This is a genomic window from Burkholderia sp. Se-20378 (genome assembly GCF_017104665.1).
GTDB classification, from domain to species: Bacteria; Pseudomonadota; Gammaproteobacteria; order Burkholderiales; family Burkholderiaceae; genus Burkholderia; species Burkholderia lata.
In genome coordinates this window covers 1-16,152 of the sequence record NZ_JAAGPG010000025.1, presented here as the reverse complement: position 1 = coordinate 16,152, position 16,152 = coordinate 1, and the positions used below count along the sequence as shown (strand labels likewise).

Annotated in this window: 14 protein-coding genes; 7 read left to right on the top strand and 7 right to left on the bottom strand. The window is 61.6% G+C overall.

The features are described from left to right. Positions 1-31 precede the first annotated feature (31 nt). The 5 genes from rfbC to G3N93_RS05825 form a co-directional block, all read right to left on the bottom strand. On the bottom strand, positions 32-574 hold the full coding sequence (rfbC, locus tag G3N93_RS05845; protein WP_206132497.1) for a dTDP-4-dehydrorhamnose 3,5-epimerase: 543 nt from the start codon (positions 572-574) through the stop codon (positions 32-34). Beyond that, positions 571-1,455, bottom strand: a complete 885-nt coding sequence (gene rfbA, locus G3N93_RS05840; protein ID WP_206132496.1) for a glucose-1-phosphate thymidylyltransferase RfbA — start codon at positions 1,453-1,455, stop codon at positions 571-573. The genes rfbC and rfbA overlap by 4 nt, the downstream gene beginning before the upstream one ends. Positions 1,456-1,473: 18 nt before the next feature. Next, a complete protein-coding gene (gene rfbD / locus G3N93_RS05835; RefSeq protein ID WP_206132495.1) occupies positions 1,474-2,364 on the bottom strand; it encodes a dTDP-4-dehydrorhamnose reductase in 891 nt (296 codons plus the stop codon). A gap of 2 nt (positions 2,365-2,366) precedes the next feature. Continuing rightward, positions 2,367-3,425, bottom strand: coding sequence for a dTDP-glucose 4,6-dehydratase (rfbB, locus tag G3N93_RS05830; RefSeq protein WP_206132494.1), 1,059 nt, complete (start codon positions 3,423-3,425; stop codon positions 2,367-2,369). Positions 3,426-3,543: 118 nt separating this feature from the next. Beyond that, positions 3,544-4,713, bottom strand: coding sequence for a polysaccharide biosynthesis/export family protein (locus tag G3N93_RS05825; protein ID WP_206132493.1), 1,170 nt, complete (start codon positions 4,711-4,713; stop codon positions 3,544-3,546). 539 nt (positions 4,714-5,252) lie between these two features. On the opposite strand from G3N93_RS05825, the gene G3N93_RS05820 reads away from it, so the two are divergent. The 4 genes from G3N93_RS05820 to G3N93_RS05805 all read left to right on the top strand — a co-directional run bounded on the left by G3N93_RS05820 (position 5,253) and on the right by G3N93_RS05805 (position 10,952). Further along, entirely contained in the window at positions 5,253-6,404 is a 1,152-nt protein-coding gene (locus tag G3N93_RS05820; protein WP_206132492.1) for a glycosyltransferase family 1 protein, read from the top strand. A gap of 56 nt (positions 6,405-6,460) precedes the next feature. After that, positions 6,461-8,404 (top strand): capsular biosynthesis protein, encoded by a 1,944-nt coding sequence (locus G3N93_RS05815; protein WP_374196417.1) that lies wholly within the window; start codon positions 6,461-6,463, stop codon positions 8,402-8,404. A gap of 106 nt (positions 8,405-8,510) precedes the next feature. After that, positions 8,511-9,938 carry a mannose-1-phosphate guanylyltransferase/mannose-6-phosphate isomerase gene (locus tag G3N93_RS05810; RefSeq protein ID WP_206132491.1) on the top strand — a complete coding sequence of 476 codons (1,428 nt, stop codon included), beginning with the start codon at positions 8,511-8,513 and terminating at the stop codon, positions 9,936-9,938. 201 nt (positions 9,939-10,139) lie between these two features. Beyond that, complete coding sequence (locus G3N93_RS05805; protein WP_174984160.1) at positions 10,140-10,952, top strand: mechanosensitive ion channel family protein; 813 nt, start codon at positions 10,140-10,142, stop codon at positions 10,950-10,952. 76 nt (positions 10,953-11,028) lie between these two features. On the opposite strand, the gene G3N93_RS05800 is transcribed toward G3N93_RS05805, so the two are convergent. After that, entirely contained in the window at positions 11,029-11,712 is a 684-nt protein-coding gene (locus G3N93_RS05800) for a DedA family protein (protein ID WP_174953948.1), read from the bottom strand. 173 nt (positions 11,713-11,885) lie between these two features. On the opposite strand from G3N93_RS05800, the gene mutL reads away from it, so the two are divergent. Further along, on the top strand, positions 11,886-13,871 hold the full coding sequence (gene mutL / locus G3N93_RS05795) for a DNA mismatch repair endonuclease MutL (protein ID WP_206132490.1): 1,986 nt from the start codon (positions 11,886-11,888) through the stop codon (positions 13,869-13,871). Then, positions 13,868-14,842, top strand: coding sequence for a tRNA (adenosine(37)-N6)-dimethylallyltransferase MiaA (gene miaA / locus G3N93_RS05790; protein ID WP_206132489.1), 975 nt, complete (start codon positions 13,868-13,870; stop codon positions 14,840-14,842). Before mutL ends, miaA begins: the two co-directional genes overlap by 4 nt. A gap of 5 nt (positions 14,843-14,847) precedes the next feature. Here miaA and tetR read toward each other — a convergent pair whose 3' ends face one another. Beyond that, positions 14,848-15,480 carry a tetracycline resistance transcriptional repressor TetR gene (gene tetR / locus G3N93_RS05785; RefSeq protein WP_174939289.1) on the bottom strand — a complete coding sequence of 211 codons (633 nt, stop codon included), beginning with the start codon at positions 15,478-15,480 and terminating at the stop codon, positions 14,848-14,850. 63 nt (positions 15,481-15,543) lie between these two features. On the opposite strand from tetR, the gene G3N93_RS05780 reads away from it, so the two are divergent. Then, positions 15,544-16,152: MFS transporter (locus G3N93_RS05780; RefSeq protein ID WP_206132488.1), on the top strand; the 609-nt coding region annotated here is incomplete at its 3' end.

Genomic DNA, 16,152 nt, shown 5'->3' with positions numbered 1-16,152 from the left:
CCGGACGCTCATCCGGTCTCGCGCGGGTATGTCAAAAATGCTCGGCATCTTTGAACGCTGGCGCCGCGCTATCCTTGCTGGATACAAGCGCCGCTGCGTCGATGGGCCACTCGATCGCGAGCTCCGGATCGCTCCAGCAGATCGCGCGCTCAGCTTCCGGATACCAATAGTCGGTAGTCTTGTACAAGAATTCCGCCGATTCGGAGGTGACGGCAAAGCCGTGCGCAAAGCCTTCCGGCACCCACAGCTGACGCTTGTTTTCCGCCGATAACGTGACACCGACCCACTGGCCAAAGGTCGGCGAGGATCGTCGAATATCGACTGCGACGTCAAACACCTCCCCAGCAATCACCCGAACAAGCTTGCCCTGTGCATGCCGGATCTGATAGTGCAAGCCGCGCACGACATTTTTGATCGATTTCGAATGATTATCTTGCACAAACACCGAGGGACGCCCAATCGCTTCTTCGAACACGCGTTGATTGAAACTCTCGAAGAAAAAGCCACGCTCGTCACCGAACACTTTCGGCTCGAAAAGCTTAACCTCCGGAATGGCAGTTTGAATACAGTTCACGGTGCCGTTCCCTCCCTCAAAACATTCAGGAGATATTGACCGTAACCGTTCTTGCTGAGCGCCTTCGCAAAGCGATCGAGCTGCGCGCCATCGATATAGCCGAGCCTATACACAATCTCCTCGATGCAGGCAATCTTCAACCCTTGACGGTGCTCCATGGTCGCGATGAAATGTGAAGCTTCAAGCATTGAGTCGTGCGTGCCAGTGTCGAGCCATGCATAGCCACGGCCCATGGTCTGAACGTCGAGCAGCCCTTCCTTGAGATACAACGCGTTCAGATCGGTAATCTCAAGCTCACCGCGAGGTGATGGCTTAAGCGACTTCGCAAAATCGACCACCCGTTCATCGTAGAAGTAGAGCCCTGTCACTGCGTAGTTCGACTTTGGCACCGTAGGCTTTTCCTCGATGCTAACCGCCCGTCCGTTGCGGTCGAACTCGACTACGCCATAGCGCTCCGGGTCGTGTACATGATACGCAAACACAGTTGCTCCCGACGTCTTTTCGGTAGCGCGCCTCAACAGACTAGCGAAATCGTGACCATAGAAGATATTGTCGCCAAGAATTAGAGCCGAGGGGGCGCCATCGAGGAACGCCTCTCCAAGCAGAAAGGCTTGCGCGAGACCGTCCGCACTCGGCTGCACCTTGTATTGGAAGCTGACACCCCACTGTGAGCCATCGCCCAACAACTGTTCGAAACGCGGCGTGTCTTGCGGTGTAGAGATAATCAGGATGTCGCGAATACCCGCGAGCATCAGCGTGCTCAACGGATAGTAAATCATCGGCTTGTCGTAGATCGGCAGCAATTGCTTACTAACTGCACGTGTCGCTGGATAGAGACGGGTGCCCGCCCCCCCTGCCAGAACAATACCTTTTCGTTTCATGCTCTACTCAATCTTGCGTCAGTCGTGTATTTGCGCAAAAACATAGTCGACACCCTTGCGCCAATCGGGTAGGGTAATCCCAAACGTCGAGGTCAACTTGCTACAGTCAAGTCGGGAGTTCGCGGGCCGTTTTGCAGGAAGCGGATACTCGCGCGTCGCAATCGACTCGATATCGTGCGCCCGTAACCTCAACTCAACCCCATGAGCGTGAGCAAGCCCCACAATGTGGCGAGCATAATCACACCAGTTGGTCTCGCCTGACGCCGCAAGGTGATATGTCCCGAACGCAAAACGTTCGGGTTCCGAAAAACAACGGGCGACCAACTGCGCCGTCACATCCGCGATCAAGGCAGCCGAAGTCGGCGCCCCTATTTGATCACCAACGATTCGGAGCCGCTCCCGGTCCTTCGCAAGTCGCAGAATTGTCTTGAGAAAATTGCTGCCGTGCGCGCCGACCACCCAGCTTGTACGCAGGATCAAATGGCGCAAGCCCGCGCGACGAACTGCGTCCTCGCCTTCACGCTTGGTCACCCCATAAACCGATTGCGGCTCAAGCCGAGCGTCCTCACTGTGCGCCTGCGCGCCCTTCCCAGCGAACACGTAATCGGTCGAGTAATGAATGAACGGCACGTTGCGTGCCGCACTCCACTCGGCCATCACGCCAGGCGCAACCGCATTTACAGCGCGTGCTTGCTCAGGCTCGCTCTCGGCCTTGTCCACCGAGGTATAAGCCGCAGGATTGACAATCAGATCCGGCTGATTGCGCTCAAGTGCGGTGACGATGCTCGCGCAATCGCCCAAATCCATGTCTCGACGAGTCACCGCCACTACGTCGCCAAGCGGAGCAAGCGAGCGCTGCAGCTCAAAGCCGACCTGGCCGTTCGCACCAGTGATGAGGATACGCGGCATCGTCACGCCCCGTACTGGTGTTCAACCCACGCGCGATACTGACCGCTTGCAACGTTCTCCACCCACGACCGATTCGACAAATACCACTCGACGGTTTTGCGAATACCGGAGTCGAAGGTTTCGGCTGGCTTCCAGCCGAGCTCGCGTTCAAGCTTTCGAGCGTCGATTGCATAACGTCGATCGTGGCCCGGGCGATCCTGCACAAAGCTGATCTGCGCCGCGTATGGCTGCCCGTCAGCACGCGGCTTTAGCTCATCGAGGATACCGCAGATCGTGTGCACAACTTCGAGATTTGGCTTCTCGTTCCAGCCGCCCACGTTGTAAGTTTCGCCGAGCCGGCCGTTCTCGAGCACCGTGCGAATCGCCGCACAGTGATCTTTTACGTACAACCAATCGCGAATCTGTTGACCATCGCCGTAAATAGGGAGTGGCTTGCCGGCGATCGCGTTCAGGATCACCAACGGAATCAGCTTTTCCGGAAAATGATACGGTCCGTAGTTGTTCGAGCAATTGGTGGTCAGCACCGGCAAGCCGTACGTGTGATGCCATGCACGCACAATGTGATCGGACGCCGCCTTGCTAGCAGAATACGGACTATTCGGTTCGTAAGGGTGATCTTCCGCAAAAGGTGCATCACCAGTTTGGAGAGTGCCGAAAACTTCGTCGGTGGAAACATGCAGGAAACGAAAGACCTCACGCTCGCGCAGCCCAAGTTCCTGCCAGTAGCCTCGCACGGACTCGAGCAAATTGAAGGTACCAACGACATTCGTCTGAATAAAATCGCCCGGACCATGAATTGAACGGTCGACATGAGACTCGGCGGCAAAATTGATCACAGCACGCGGTCGGTGCTCAGCCAGCAACTTCGCCACAAGCTCTCGATCACCGATGTCGCCACACACAAACTGATGCCGAGAGTCGGTTTCGAGCGACTGCAAGGTATCTAGATTGCCGGCGTAAGTCAGCTTGTCGAGATTGACGATCGGCTCATCGGACCCTGCAAGCCAATCAATGACAAAGTTTCCGCCGATGAACCCGGCGCCCCCTGTAACAAGTAACATTCGCAATAACCTCTATCAATACCCCGCCCCCAACTAGCGTGCCGGGCTCGAACGGGAAAGCGCATGTCGCAGTTGCAGCGATGTCGTCACACAGCTCGCCGAACAATACACACATTGCCTACTTGAACGTCTGCACGCCGGTTACAACCGGATATGCAACCGAGAAGAACAGATTCAGGACCTTCTGCCACTCGGTCACCGGCGCATTCGACACGTAGAGTAGATCCTTGTTGTCCATCATGAAATTCTGGGCAACGAAAAACGAATTGGCGTCCCGCAGATCAACTCGATAGATTACCGGCACCTTGCCATCAGCCGTCGTCTGAACGGGGTTGACAGGCCAAGTAAGCGCGTTCACACCCTCAAAACGAAAGATGAACACCCCGCGCACGTCGGAGCGCGAATCTTGTAGACCACCGGCCCGCGCGAGGGCCTGCGCAAGCGTGATACCCTGGGCTTCGAAGTTGATTTCCTGATTCTTGCCAGTCGCACCAAGTACCGTGAAGCTGTACGGCTGGAATACTGCGGTTACGACGTCCCCCGCGTGCAACGGCACGTTTTGCTTTGGATCGCGAATGAGCGTCTGCATGGGAAGTGACGCTACGGTATCGCCACGCGTCACTTGAACCGTCACCTTGTCGACTGACTCCCGCACCCCCCCTGCAGACGCAAGCGCATCGAGCACACGCTCGCCGCGCGCACTCAATGGCACACGCTTGTTAGTGCTAACGTCGCCGACCACTGTCACATATGAAGTGGCATTGCTCGCAAGGCGCACAAGCACCTGCGGATCATGCGCTACACCCTTCAAGCGCCCAACGATATCGCGCTGCAATTGCGTAGGCGTACGGCCCGCCGCTTTGACAGGGCCAATGAACGGCACGGTGATGTATCCATCCCCATCGATCACCTGCTCAGGCAATGCCGTCACCTGGGATGGAGCACTACTACCCCTTCCGTCCATAGGCGCAGCGGAGAACAACGCAGCTGGCGGCGCCTCCCAGATCGACACTTCAACAGCGTCACCAATGCCTAATTGCTGCCTGAACACCGTATTGTTGCCAAGGGCTGTGGCGAAATCGGCAGAACGCCGCTCGGCAAACAGCTTGCGAGCGACACCATCTGTCAAATCGACAATCTGGATCCCCGCTGCATCAGGCTCTGACTTTACTTGATCGATCTGCGACCTGCTCGGCCCAGAAGTTGGAATAGCTCCCACGCAGCCCGCCAACATGACTGCCCCGGCAACATACGTTGCCCACAACACCCCATATGACAAACGCGACATCGCCTTCCATCTGTATTTTCCCTAGCGGCCGGAATTGTCGCACGACAATACCTGTAATTGTGCACAGTCCGCGAAAAAACTATGCTTCATCACTGAGCGACTGGCGACACGAAGAAACATCAAGTCACTAGCGGACAGACACAAGCGGCCAACACAAGAGAACGGTTGCGCACGCACAAAAATCTTTAACAATCAATACTTTATCGGAAAACTTATAAACCAAATCAACTTATCTGAAGATTACAAACCTCGCCCCATATGACCAGACACACGGGGCGACCAGGCAAGAGTCAGAACGCCGGAACACCCAATGAGAGGATTGACCATCGACGTGGAAAATTCGCTACGGCGAGGAGATCGGCACGTGACGTAACGTGATGCGCCCCAAAATATGGATGCCAATAAATTGCCGCTCAATAGGACATGCCATAGAATGATTGGCCCCGAAAATTTGTCGCGCCCCATTGGCACAATGTTAACTAAGGGCGCCAAACGATTTATCTGAAGCCCCCTCGTAAGCACATTCTTATTTCAATCGAGTGACACAAATTCTCCTCGACGTCACGCGCCTGACTACGCGCTATTACGATGGTCTCCTTCCCACAGGGGTAGACAGGGTCGGGCTTGCGTATATCCAGCGATACGGAAATTATGCACGGGCGGTTCTTAGCGAGCGCGGTTTATCAACTGTTCTGAGCGAACGAAATTCGCAGCGCATCTTCAAACTACTGCTTTCGTCCGGGCGAGACAGAAATGCCGTACGCTTTATTGTTGCGCGCGCACTGCTGAATCGCTTCCGTACAAATCGGTTCGAACGAGCTGTACTGTTGCATACTAGCCACAATGGAATGGAATTCCCGCGATACTACCGGGCAATGCGAGCGCTTGATGCTCGCCCGGTTTTCATGATCCACGATCTCATTCCTCTCACCCACGCCGAATACTGTCGTCCGGGCGTCAACGCGACGCATCGCCTACGCATTCGCACTGCCTTACGGCACGCGAGCGGTCTGATCGCAAATTCACAGGAGACGCTTAACGAACTTGCCACAGAGGCCAGGAGTGCCGGACTTTCGTTGCCACCGAGCGTCGTTGCACATCTCGCACCTGCAGTCTCGCACTACGCGTCAGCGCCGCCTCCCCTCGACGTCCCTTACTTCGTCATGCTCGGCACCATTGAGCCACGCAAGAACCATTGGTTTGTCCTGCACCTCTGGCGTCGGCTCGCGGAACAATTCGGAGCAGCAGCACCGCGACTCGTAATCGTCGGTCGACGCGGCTGGGAATGCGAGAACGTCATCGATATGCTCGAGCGCTGCGCCGAGCTGCGCGGCCTGGTACACGAAGAATCAAATTGCTCCGATGAGCGCCTGCACGCACTGCTCCACCATGCGCGGGCGCTCCTCTTTCCGTCGTTCGTCGAAGGCTACGGCCTGCCGCTTGTCGAGGCACTGATGCTGCGCGTACCGGTCATCGCCAGCAATCTTGCGATCTTCCGGGAGATCGCGGCCGACATGCCCGACTATCTCGACCCGCTTGACGGCACCGGGTGGATCAGCAGAATCCTCGCGTACGTGCCGACCGACAGCCCCGAACGCTCCGCTCAGATGGCCCGTATTGCCCATTTTCGCGAACCGACTTGGTCCGAACATTTTGATCGAGTCGACACGTTCCTCGACTCACTCGCTTGACGCGCTTCTGAATGTCCCGCCTCGAATCGCCACGTTATGCGACGCAGATATGGTGCATGCTACGCGCCATGAAAGCATCTACACCATGGCGACATCGACGCGCCTCCCTCCCCCAGCACTCAACGACACTGGCGGACACGGTAGTCCTGCCCGGGCCACTCGCTGCACGGCCATCCCCTTCCGCAGCGTGGCTGTCGTGGTTCGAAGCGCCCGCCGGAGCGGCGCTACAGAACGCACTAATTGACTCGCTCGACGCAACTCTCGGCTCAGAACCTTGGCTCGGCGAATCGGAGCGGATCACAAACCTGATGTCGCGCGTACTTGAGACCGACGCCCTGCATCTGCGCAGCCGGATCGATCCGTTACCGGATGCGCTGCGCCTCAGAGACGGAAGTAAGCATGTTGTCGTCATGGACGAGCGCATCCGCTCAGAGATCGACGTGGGCGTCCCTGCACGCGAACGGTGTCGTCAATTCTCCGCGCTGCTCCAGCAGCTCACGGAATTTCAATCAGGCGCGCAGATCTGGATCTTGCGTAGTAACGATCCTGGAAGGGGTGCGTGGCTGTCGGAACGGACACCGTTGCCTCATAACGTGCGGTTCCTCTCCGAAGCGAGTTCACTACGCGATGTCCTGAGACATATCACCCATCTCTACACAGTTGCCGCCTCGGAAGGCATGGCTGCATTGCTCGCCGGCGTGCCCGTCCATGTATTCGGTGCCCCCTATTACGCAGGCTGGGGACTCACGAACGATGCGCAGCCACTGCCTAGTCGTCACGCGCGCCCCACTCTCGCTGCGCTGTTTGAAGCCACCTTTTCCCGCTCGGCCCGTTACCTCGACCTCGAGACGTATGCGGCAGGCACGCTCGACGCAATTCTCGATGCTGTCGATCTACAACATGCGGTTGCGCACCGTTTCGCCGATCTCCAACGCATTACCGGCATCTGCTTTCAGTGGTGGAAACGCCCTTTTGCGACGCCCTATTTGATTGCGGGTGGCGGTCGCCTGCGCTGGAGTACGCAACCGATCACGCTTGGCGCCAACGAACATGCAGTTTTATGGGGCGCGCGCGACGCGACAACGCTGCCCTCCACTACACCACGGGTACGGATGGAGGACGGCTTCATCCATTCCTCTGGCCTGGGTTCCGACATGTCTGCACCACGCAGTCAGGTCATCGACCGACGCGGGCTTTATTTCGACGCCAGTTCGCCGAGCGATCTGTCGACTCTGCTCAACACCCTGGAATTCCTTCCAGAAGAGCTAGCACGCGCTGCGGCATTACGAAGTCGAATCGTGGCAGCTGGCATCACCAAATACAACCTCGGGCGCAGGGCGCCTGCCTGGTTGGCTCCAGCCGATCACAAAGTCGTGCTTGTAGTTGGCCAGGTCGCCGATGACGCATCAATTCGCCTCGGCGCACGCGGGATCGACAATATCGACACACTGCTGCGCCGCGTACGCGAGCGCCGCCCCGACGCATTCATTGTGTACAAGCCCCACCCGGATGTACTGTCCGGGAACCGGAACGGTCTTGTCGACGCCTCCCAACTGGCAAACGTCGTCGACTCCGAGTCAGACATGATCTCGCTGATCGAGGCTGTCGATGAAGTTCATACGCTTTCGTCACTCGCCGGATTCGACGCGCTGCTGCGCGGCAAGACAGTCTGTACTTACGGGCTGCCGTTCTACGCCGGCTGGGGCCTGACCGACGACGATCTCTGGCCGCTGCCTTGGCGGGAGCGGACTTTGTCACTCGATATGCTGGTGGCGGGCGCCCTGCTGCACTATCCGCTTTACTGGGACTGGGAACTCCAACTCTTCACAACCCCCGAAGCTGTCGTCAGCCAGCTGTCGGAGGCTGCTGCGCGCCCGCTTAAAACCGTCGCACAGGACCGCTCACGCCCTTACGTAAAGGCATTTCGCTGGACTCGCAATATTTTGCGGCACCTTTCATGGCAGTATCGACAAGTCATGACGCGAGGACGCTCGGTCTAGCCGTGCTTACGCGGCAGCTATAGGCAACCGAATTGACACTTCGTAGCACCTGCTTTGCTAGAATGGCTCGCCCCGACAACTGAGGCCCGGCCCAGGCATTCCCCGCATGAGTATCCACCCGATCATCCTATGCGGCGGCAACGGCAGTCGACTGTGGCCGATGTCCCGTAGCAACTACCCGAAGCAGTATCTGAAGCTTGCGGGTGAACAGACCCTTATCCAGCAAACCGTCCTGCGTGCGAGTGAAATGCCGGGAGTCGCGCCTCCCATCGTTGTCGCGAATCATGCACACCGCTTCATGGTTGCGGAACAACTCCAGCACACCGGGATCAAGCCACAAGCCATCGTGCTGGAACCGCTCGGTCGCAACACTGCGCCGGCGATTGCTGTTGCGGCACATATCGCATTGCGCGATGATCCGGACGCGTTGCTTCTTGTGCTGCCGTCCGACCACGTCGTGCAGAATTTGCCAGCATTCGTCGCTGCCGTCGACACAGCGGTCGCAATCGCAAAGCAGGGACACCTCGTCACATTCGGGATTCCGCCTACCGAGCCACATACCGGCTATGGGTATATCCGCCGCGGTGAAGCCTTTGAGGCAGGTAATGGCGCTCACGCTGTCGACGCATTCGTCGAAAAGCCCGACCGCGAGCGCGCCGTCGAATTCATCCGGGACGGTCGCTACTACTGGAACAGCGGTATGTTTCTGCTAAACGCGTCGGTCTATCTCGACGAAATCGCACGGCACGCACCCGATATCAGTCGGCAGGCAACACTGGCGCTTGAGCGCGCACAGCAGGACTACGATTTTCTGCGCCTCGACAACGAAGCGTTTGCCACTTGCCCGGACATTTCCATTGACTATGCAGTCATGGAGAAGACTGAGCGTGCAGCCGTGGTAGTCGCGGCCGAACTCGGCTGGAGCGATGTTGGTTCATGGAGCGCTCTCGCCGATATCTCAGCGCACGACGACCAAGGCAATACCATCTCCGGCGACATCTATACGGACAAGGTTGCAAATTCATACCTCCGGGCGGAACACCGAATGGTCGCCGCGATCGGTGTCCAGGATGTCGTCATAGTCGAAACCGCAGATGCTGTCCTCGTCTCGCATCGCGACCATGTCCAGGACGTAAAGAAGGTCGTCGAAAAACTCAACGTATCGGGACGACTCGAATCAGTCACGCATCGCCGCGTCCCTCGCCCCTGGGGATCCTACGAAAGCATTGATGCCGGCGATCGCTTCCAGGTCAAGCGAATCATCGTCGCGCCCGGAGCGCAACTGAGCCTGCAGATGCACCATCACCGAGCGGAGCATTGGATCGTTGTAAAGGGCACCGCGCTCGTGACAAACGGGGATGCGGAAATCATCCTTACCGAAAATCAATCCACATATATTCCCCTTGGCACCCCACATCGACTCAAGAACCCCGGCAAGATTCCACTCGAACTGATCGAAGTCCAGTCCGGCGCGTACCTCAGCGAGGACGATATCGTCCGCTTCGAAGACACCTACGGCCGCGCAGCGTCGTAATCACGGCAAAATCCGGGTCGCGCGCCGCACACGGCCGCGATCCCGATACATCCCCAACGGGCAGCACGCACCCGCGTCCTGCCCGTTTTCCATTACGTCAAGCAGTGTCAGACAGGTTGCCGCCCCTCCCGGCTCAGGTTATAAAAGCGCCACCCACCCGGTGCATGCGCCGCCCTTTCTACTCTTGACTTCGGAGAACGCATGATCGATCTCGCCACAGCCCAGCAATTCCTGATGACCCGCGGTCTCGACTTCGGCCTCAACCTCCTCGCCGCGATCGTGTTGTGGTTCATCGGTCGCTGGGCGATCCGCATCGGCGCGCGCCTGCTCGGCAAGGTCGTCCGCCGCAGCGGCAAGGTCGACCCGACGCTGACCGACTACCTGACCTCCGTCGTCAGCGTGCTGCTGACGGTCCTGCTGATCCTCGCGATCCTGCAGATCTTCGGCGTGCAGACGACCTCGTTCGCCGCCCTGCTCGCCGGCCTTGGCCTCGCGATCGGTACCGCCTGGGGCGGCCTGCTCGCGCATTTCGCCGCAGGCGTGTTCATGCAGGTGCTGCGCCCGTTCAAGATCGGCGACGTGATCAATGCGGGTGGCGTCACGGGCACGGTCAAGGAGCTCGGCCTGTTCGGCACGACGATCATCACGCCCGACAACATCGTGACGATCGTCGGCAACAACAAGATCTTCTCGGACAACATCGCCAACTACAGCGCAACGTCGTATCGTCGCGTCGACCTGACCGCGAAGATCGCGAACGGCGTCGATGCAGTCGACGCGATCAACCGCCTGAAGTCGTCGGTCCAGCAGATCCCGAACGTGCTGACCACCCCGGCGCCGGACGTCGGCGTGCTGCAGTTCACGCCGGAAGGCCCGCTGCTGTTCGTGCGCCCGTCCACGGCCCCCGAAAACTACTGGCAGGTGTACTGCGACACCAACCGCGTGATCATCGAGACGTTCCGCGACGCGCAATACCCGACGCCCGAAACCCCGATCTCGCATCGCAACGCGTAACGGCGGCACCGGACGAAAAAAAGCGTGGCACCTGCCACGCTTTTTTATTGCACCGAAAAGAAAACGAAGCGCCCGCTCAGCGCCCGCCCGTCTTCTGCGCACCATCCGACTGCCGCCCGCGCACCAGCTTCCACACCGCGCCAAGCGCGACCGGCACGACCGCCGCCCCGATCCCGACCAGCACGATCACGTTCAGGTACTGGCGGATGAACGGGATATTGCCGAAGAAATAGCCGAGCAGCACGAGCAGCAGCACCCACACCAGCGCACCGATCACGTTGAAAAGCTGGAAGCGCGCGACGCTCATCGACGACGCGCCCGCGACGAACGGCGCGAACGTGCGCACAACCGGAATGAAGCGCGCGAGCACGATCGTCTTGCCGCCGTGCTTGTCGTAGAACGAATGGGTTTTCTGCAGCGCGGTGCGATCGAGGAAGCGCTCGAGCACCGGGATATGCGTATTGAACACCTTCGGGCCGACCCAGCGGCCGATCATGTAGTTCACCGTGTTGCCGGTAATCGCGGCGACAAGCAGCAGCACGATCAGCAGGCCGACATTCATCTCGCCCGTCGCCGCGAACGCGCCGCCGATGAACAGCAGCGAATCGCCGGGCAGGAACGGGAACACGACGAGCCCCGTCTCGCAGAACACGATCAGGAACAGCACGAGATAGACCCACGCGCCGTACTGCCGGATGAAATCGCCAAGGAAAGCGTCGATATGCAGGACAAGGTTGACGAAATGAAGCAGCGTATCCAAATGCGATTCCTCGAAGGCGATAGGGCCGGAACGGCCGAAAAAGGCTGAAGCGCCCGCCGGTCAAGGCGGTGCGTGTAACGAACCCATGATACCGAAACTACCTTAAGGCTCCGTGAAAAAACGTAACCGGCGGTCGCCCCGGCACGCACTCGCCGCCTCGCTATAATTCGGCCATGTCCGATATCACCGAAACGGCCGCGGGCGCCGCGCCCGCCCCTGCTCCGCGCCCGCTGCGCGCGATCCAGCCCCTGCCCGACCAGCTGATCAGCCAGATCGCCGCCGGCGAGGTCGTCGAACGCCCGGCGTCGGTCGTCAAGGAGCTGCTCGAGAACGCGATGGACGCCGGCGCCAGCACGCTGCGCATCGTGCTGGAAGAAGGCGGCGTCAAACGCATCTCGATCACCGACGACGGCTGCGGAATTCCGCCGGACGAGCTGGCGCTCGCGCTGATGCGCCACGCCACCAGCAAGATTCGCTCGCTCGAGGAGCTCGAGGCAGTCGCCACGCTCGGGTTCCGCGGCGAAGCGCTCGCGTCGATCGCGTCGGTGGCCGAGATGTCGATCACGAGCCGGACAGCCGATGCCGCGCACGCGATGAAGATCGACGCGCAGACGGGCGTGCTGTCGCCCGCCGCCGGCGCGACCGGCACGACGATCGAGGTCCGCGAGCTGTACTTCAACACGCCCGCGCGCCGCAAGTTCCTGAAGAGCGAGCAGACCGAGTTCGGCCACTGCCTGGAAATGATCCGCCGCGCCGCGCTCGCGCGGCCGGACGTCGCGATCTCGGTGCTGCACAACGGCAAGGCGGTCGAGCACTGGAATGCGACCGAGCCGGCCCAGCGCGTCGCGAAGATCCTCGGCGACAGCTTCGCGACCGCGCACCTGCCGCTCGACGAGCAGGCCGGCCCGCTTGCGGTCTACGGCTGCGCAGGCCTGCCGACCGCGAGCCGCGGGCGCGCCGACCAGCAATATTTCTTCGTCAACGGCCGCTTCGTGCGCGACAAGCTGCTGACGCACGCGGTGCGCGCTGCCTATGAGGACGTGCTGCACGGCGACCGCTACCCGTCGTACGTGCTGTTCCTCGACCTGCCGCCCGAAGCCGTCGACGTGAACGTGCACCCGTCGAAGATCGAGGTGCGTTTCCGCGATTCGCGCTCGATCCACCAGTACGTGTTCCATGCCGTCCAGCGTGCGCTTGCACGCCACGCGGGCGCGTCGCCGGAAACCACGGCGGGCGGCCATGCCGCGCAACTCTCACCGGCGCCGCGCGGGCCGTCGTCGTTCCTGGATACATCGCTCGGCCAGAGCCAGCAGGGCAACGCACTCGGTGGCAGCGGCTTCTCGCCGTCCTCGGCCTCCTCGTCGGGCAATACCTGGATGCGCCAGGCGCGGATGACCCAGGGCACGCTGCCCGTCGCGCAGCCGCTCGCGCTCTATGACGCGCTGTTCGGCCGCAAGGACACGGGCGCGGGCACGCCTGACGGCACGACGACCATCGCCCGCGATTCGGCCGACGCGCCGGCCGCGCCGCTGCCGGGCTTCCTGGCTTCGCCGATCGCTGCCACCGCACACGACGAGCAGCCGCTCGGCTTCGCGCTGGGCCAGATCCACGGCATCTACGTGCTCGCGCAGAACGCACACGGCCTGGTGATCGTCGACATGCACGCGGCGCACGAGCGGATCCTGTACGAGCAGTTCAAGAACGCGCTTGCCGACCGCTCGGTCGCCGTGCAGGCACTGCTGCTGCCGATTTCGATGACGGCCACGCCGGTCGAGATCGGTACGGTCGAGGAAGAACGCGACACGCTCGAATCGCTCGGCTTCGACCTGGCGGTGCTGTCGCCGACGACGCTCGCGATCCGCGCGGTCCCGGCGCTGCTGAAGGATGCTGACCTGCAGTCGCTCGCGCGCGCGGTGCTCGCCGACCTGCATGCGTTCGGCGGCTCGCGCGTGCTCACCGAGCGTCAGCACGAACTGCTCGGCACGCTCGCCTGCCACCACGCGGTGCGCGCGAACCGGCGCCTGACGCTCGACGAGATGAACGCGCTGCTGCGGCAGATGGAGGCGACCGAACGCGCGGACCAGTGCAATCACGGCCGGCCGACGTGGTATCAGCTCACGCTGAGCGATCTCGACCGCCTCTTCATGCGCGGCCAATGAGCGCGGCACCGCACACCAGCCCGACGACGATCGCCTGCCTGCTCGGCCCCACCGCTTCGGGCAAGACGGCCGCGGCGCTGGCGCTCGCCGCGCGCCGCCCGATCGAGATCGTCAGCGTCGATTCGGCGCTCGTCTACCGCGACATGGATATCGGCACCGCGAAGCCTTCGCGTGACGAGCGCGCGAGCGTGCCGCATCACCTGATCGACATCATCGATCCGGCCGACGCGTATTCGGCCGCGAGTTTCCGCGCGGACACGCTGCGCCTGATCGGCGAGATCGCCGCGCGTGGCCGCACGCCGCTGCTCGCGGGCGGCACGATGCTGTACTACAAGGCGCTGACGCAGGGGCTCAACGACCTGCCGGGCGCCGATCCGGACGTGCGCGCGACACTCGATGCCGAAGCCGAGCGCGACGGCTGGCCTGCGCTGCACGCGCGGCTCGCGCAAGTCGATCCCGACACGGCCGCGCGGCTTGCGCCGAACGATTCGCAGCGGATCCAGCGCGCGCTCGAAGTGTTCATGCTGAGCGGGCAGCCGATGTCGACGCTGCTCGCGGCACCGCGGCGCACGGACGATGCGGCCGCCGCCTACCGCTTCGTACCGGTCGCGCTCGAACCGTCCGATCGCGCCGTCCTGCACAAACGAATCGAGCAGCGCTTCGACGCGATGCTCGACGCGGGTTTCATCGACGAAGTCGAGCGGCTGCGCCGTCGCGAAGACCTTCATCCCGACCTGCCGTCGATGCGCTGCGTCGGCTACCGGCAGGCGTGGGAATTCCTCGACGGCGACACCGACTACCGGACGATGCGCGACAAGGGCATCTTCGCGACGCGCCAGCTCTGCAAGCGCCAGATCACCTGGTTGCGCGCGATGCCGGAGCGGATCGTCGTCGACTGCATCGCACCGGACTCGACGGCCCGCGCACTCGACGCGCTCGAACACGTGCGCGACGGCAGCACGCCGGGCTGACCGCGTCAGCCGCGCTCGCGCGCTGCCAGGCGCGCGCGGGCGCCGTCGACGATCAAGGTGACGCCGCGCTCGAACGCTTCGTCGCCGCCGCGCGTGCGCAGCGCGGCCCAACCCTTCGCGAGCAGCGGATACTCGGTCGCGTCCGGCAGCGGTGCATCGGCGTCGCCGTCCGGTTCCGCCTGTTCCTCCAGCACCCATCCGACCACGAAGCGACCCAGCGCATACATCAAGTCGACCGCCTCGTCCGGCGCGAAACCCGCGTCGCCGAGCAGCGCGACCTTGCGTTCGATCGAGCTGAAATGCAGCGCACGCGGCCGCGTACCGGCATGCAGGCGCGCGCCGTCGCGATAGGCCAGCAGCGCACGACGGAAACTGCGCGCGTTGTCGATAAGCCACGCATCCCACGCTTCGCCCGGCCGCGGCAGCGACGCATCGTGACGCTCGAGCATGATCGCCTCGGCCATCGCATCGAGCAGTTCGCCCTTGTTCCGGAAATGCCAGTAAAGCGTCGGCGACTGCACGCCGAGCCGCTCGGCGAGCTTCCGCGTCGACAGCCCGTCGATGCCAACTTCGTCGAGCAGTTCGAGCGCCGCGCGCAATACCGAGTCGCGCGTCAGCCGCGCCCCTGTGTCCTTCATCTCTATCACCGATAGGGAAAGCTGTGGAATAATCGCCACTCTATCACCGATAGAGTCACGCTCTTGAATCCGTCCCTGATTGCCATCCTGGCCACGGTCCTGCTCGACGCGATCGGCGTCGGGATCGTGATGCCGATCCTGCCCGGGCTGCTGCGCTCGCTCGCCGACGCAGGCAGCACCGACACCCATTACGGGATCCTGCTCGCGCTGTACGCGTTCGCGCAGTTCCTGTGCGCACCGCTGCTGGGCGCGCTGAGCGACCGCTTCGGCCGCCGGCCCGTCCTGCTCGTGTCGCTCGCGGGCGCCGCGCTCGACTACCTGCTGATGGCGCTCGCGCCGACACTCGCGTGGCTTTACGTGGGGCGGCTGATCGCGGGCATCACCGGCGCGAACGTCGCGGTCGCGACTGCCTATGTCACCGACGTCACCGCCGAGCCCGATCGCGCACGACGCTTCGGCCAGCTCGGCGCGATGATGGGCATCGGCTTCATCGCGGGCCCGTTGCTCGGTGGCCTGCTCGGCGCGCTGCACGTGCGCGCGCCGTTCGTCGCGGCCGCGGTGCTCAATGCGCTCAACCTCGCACTCGTCTGGCGCGCGCTACCGGAATCGCGGCCGCGTTCGGCCCGCGAAGGCCATGCGGTCGGCGCGCTCACCCCTCTATCGGCAGAGCGC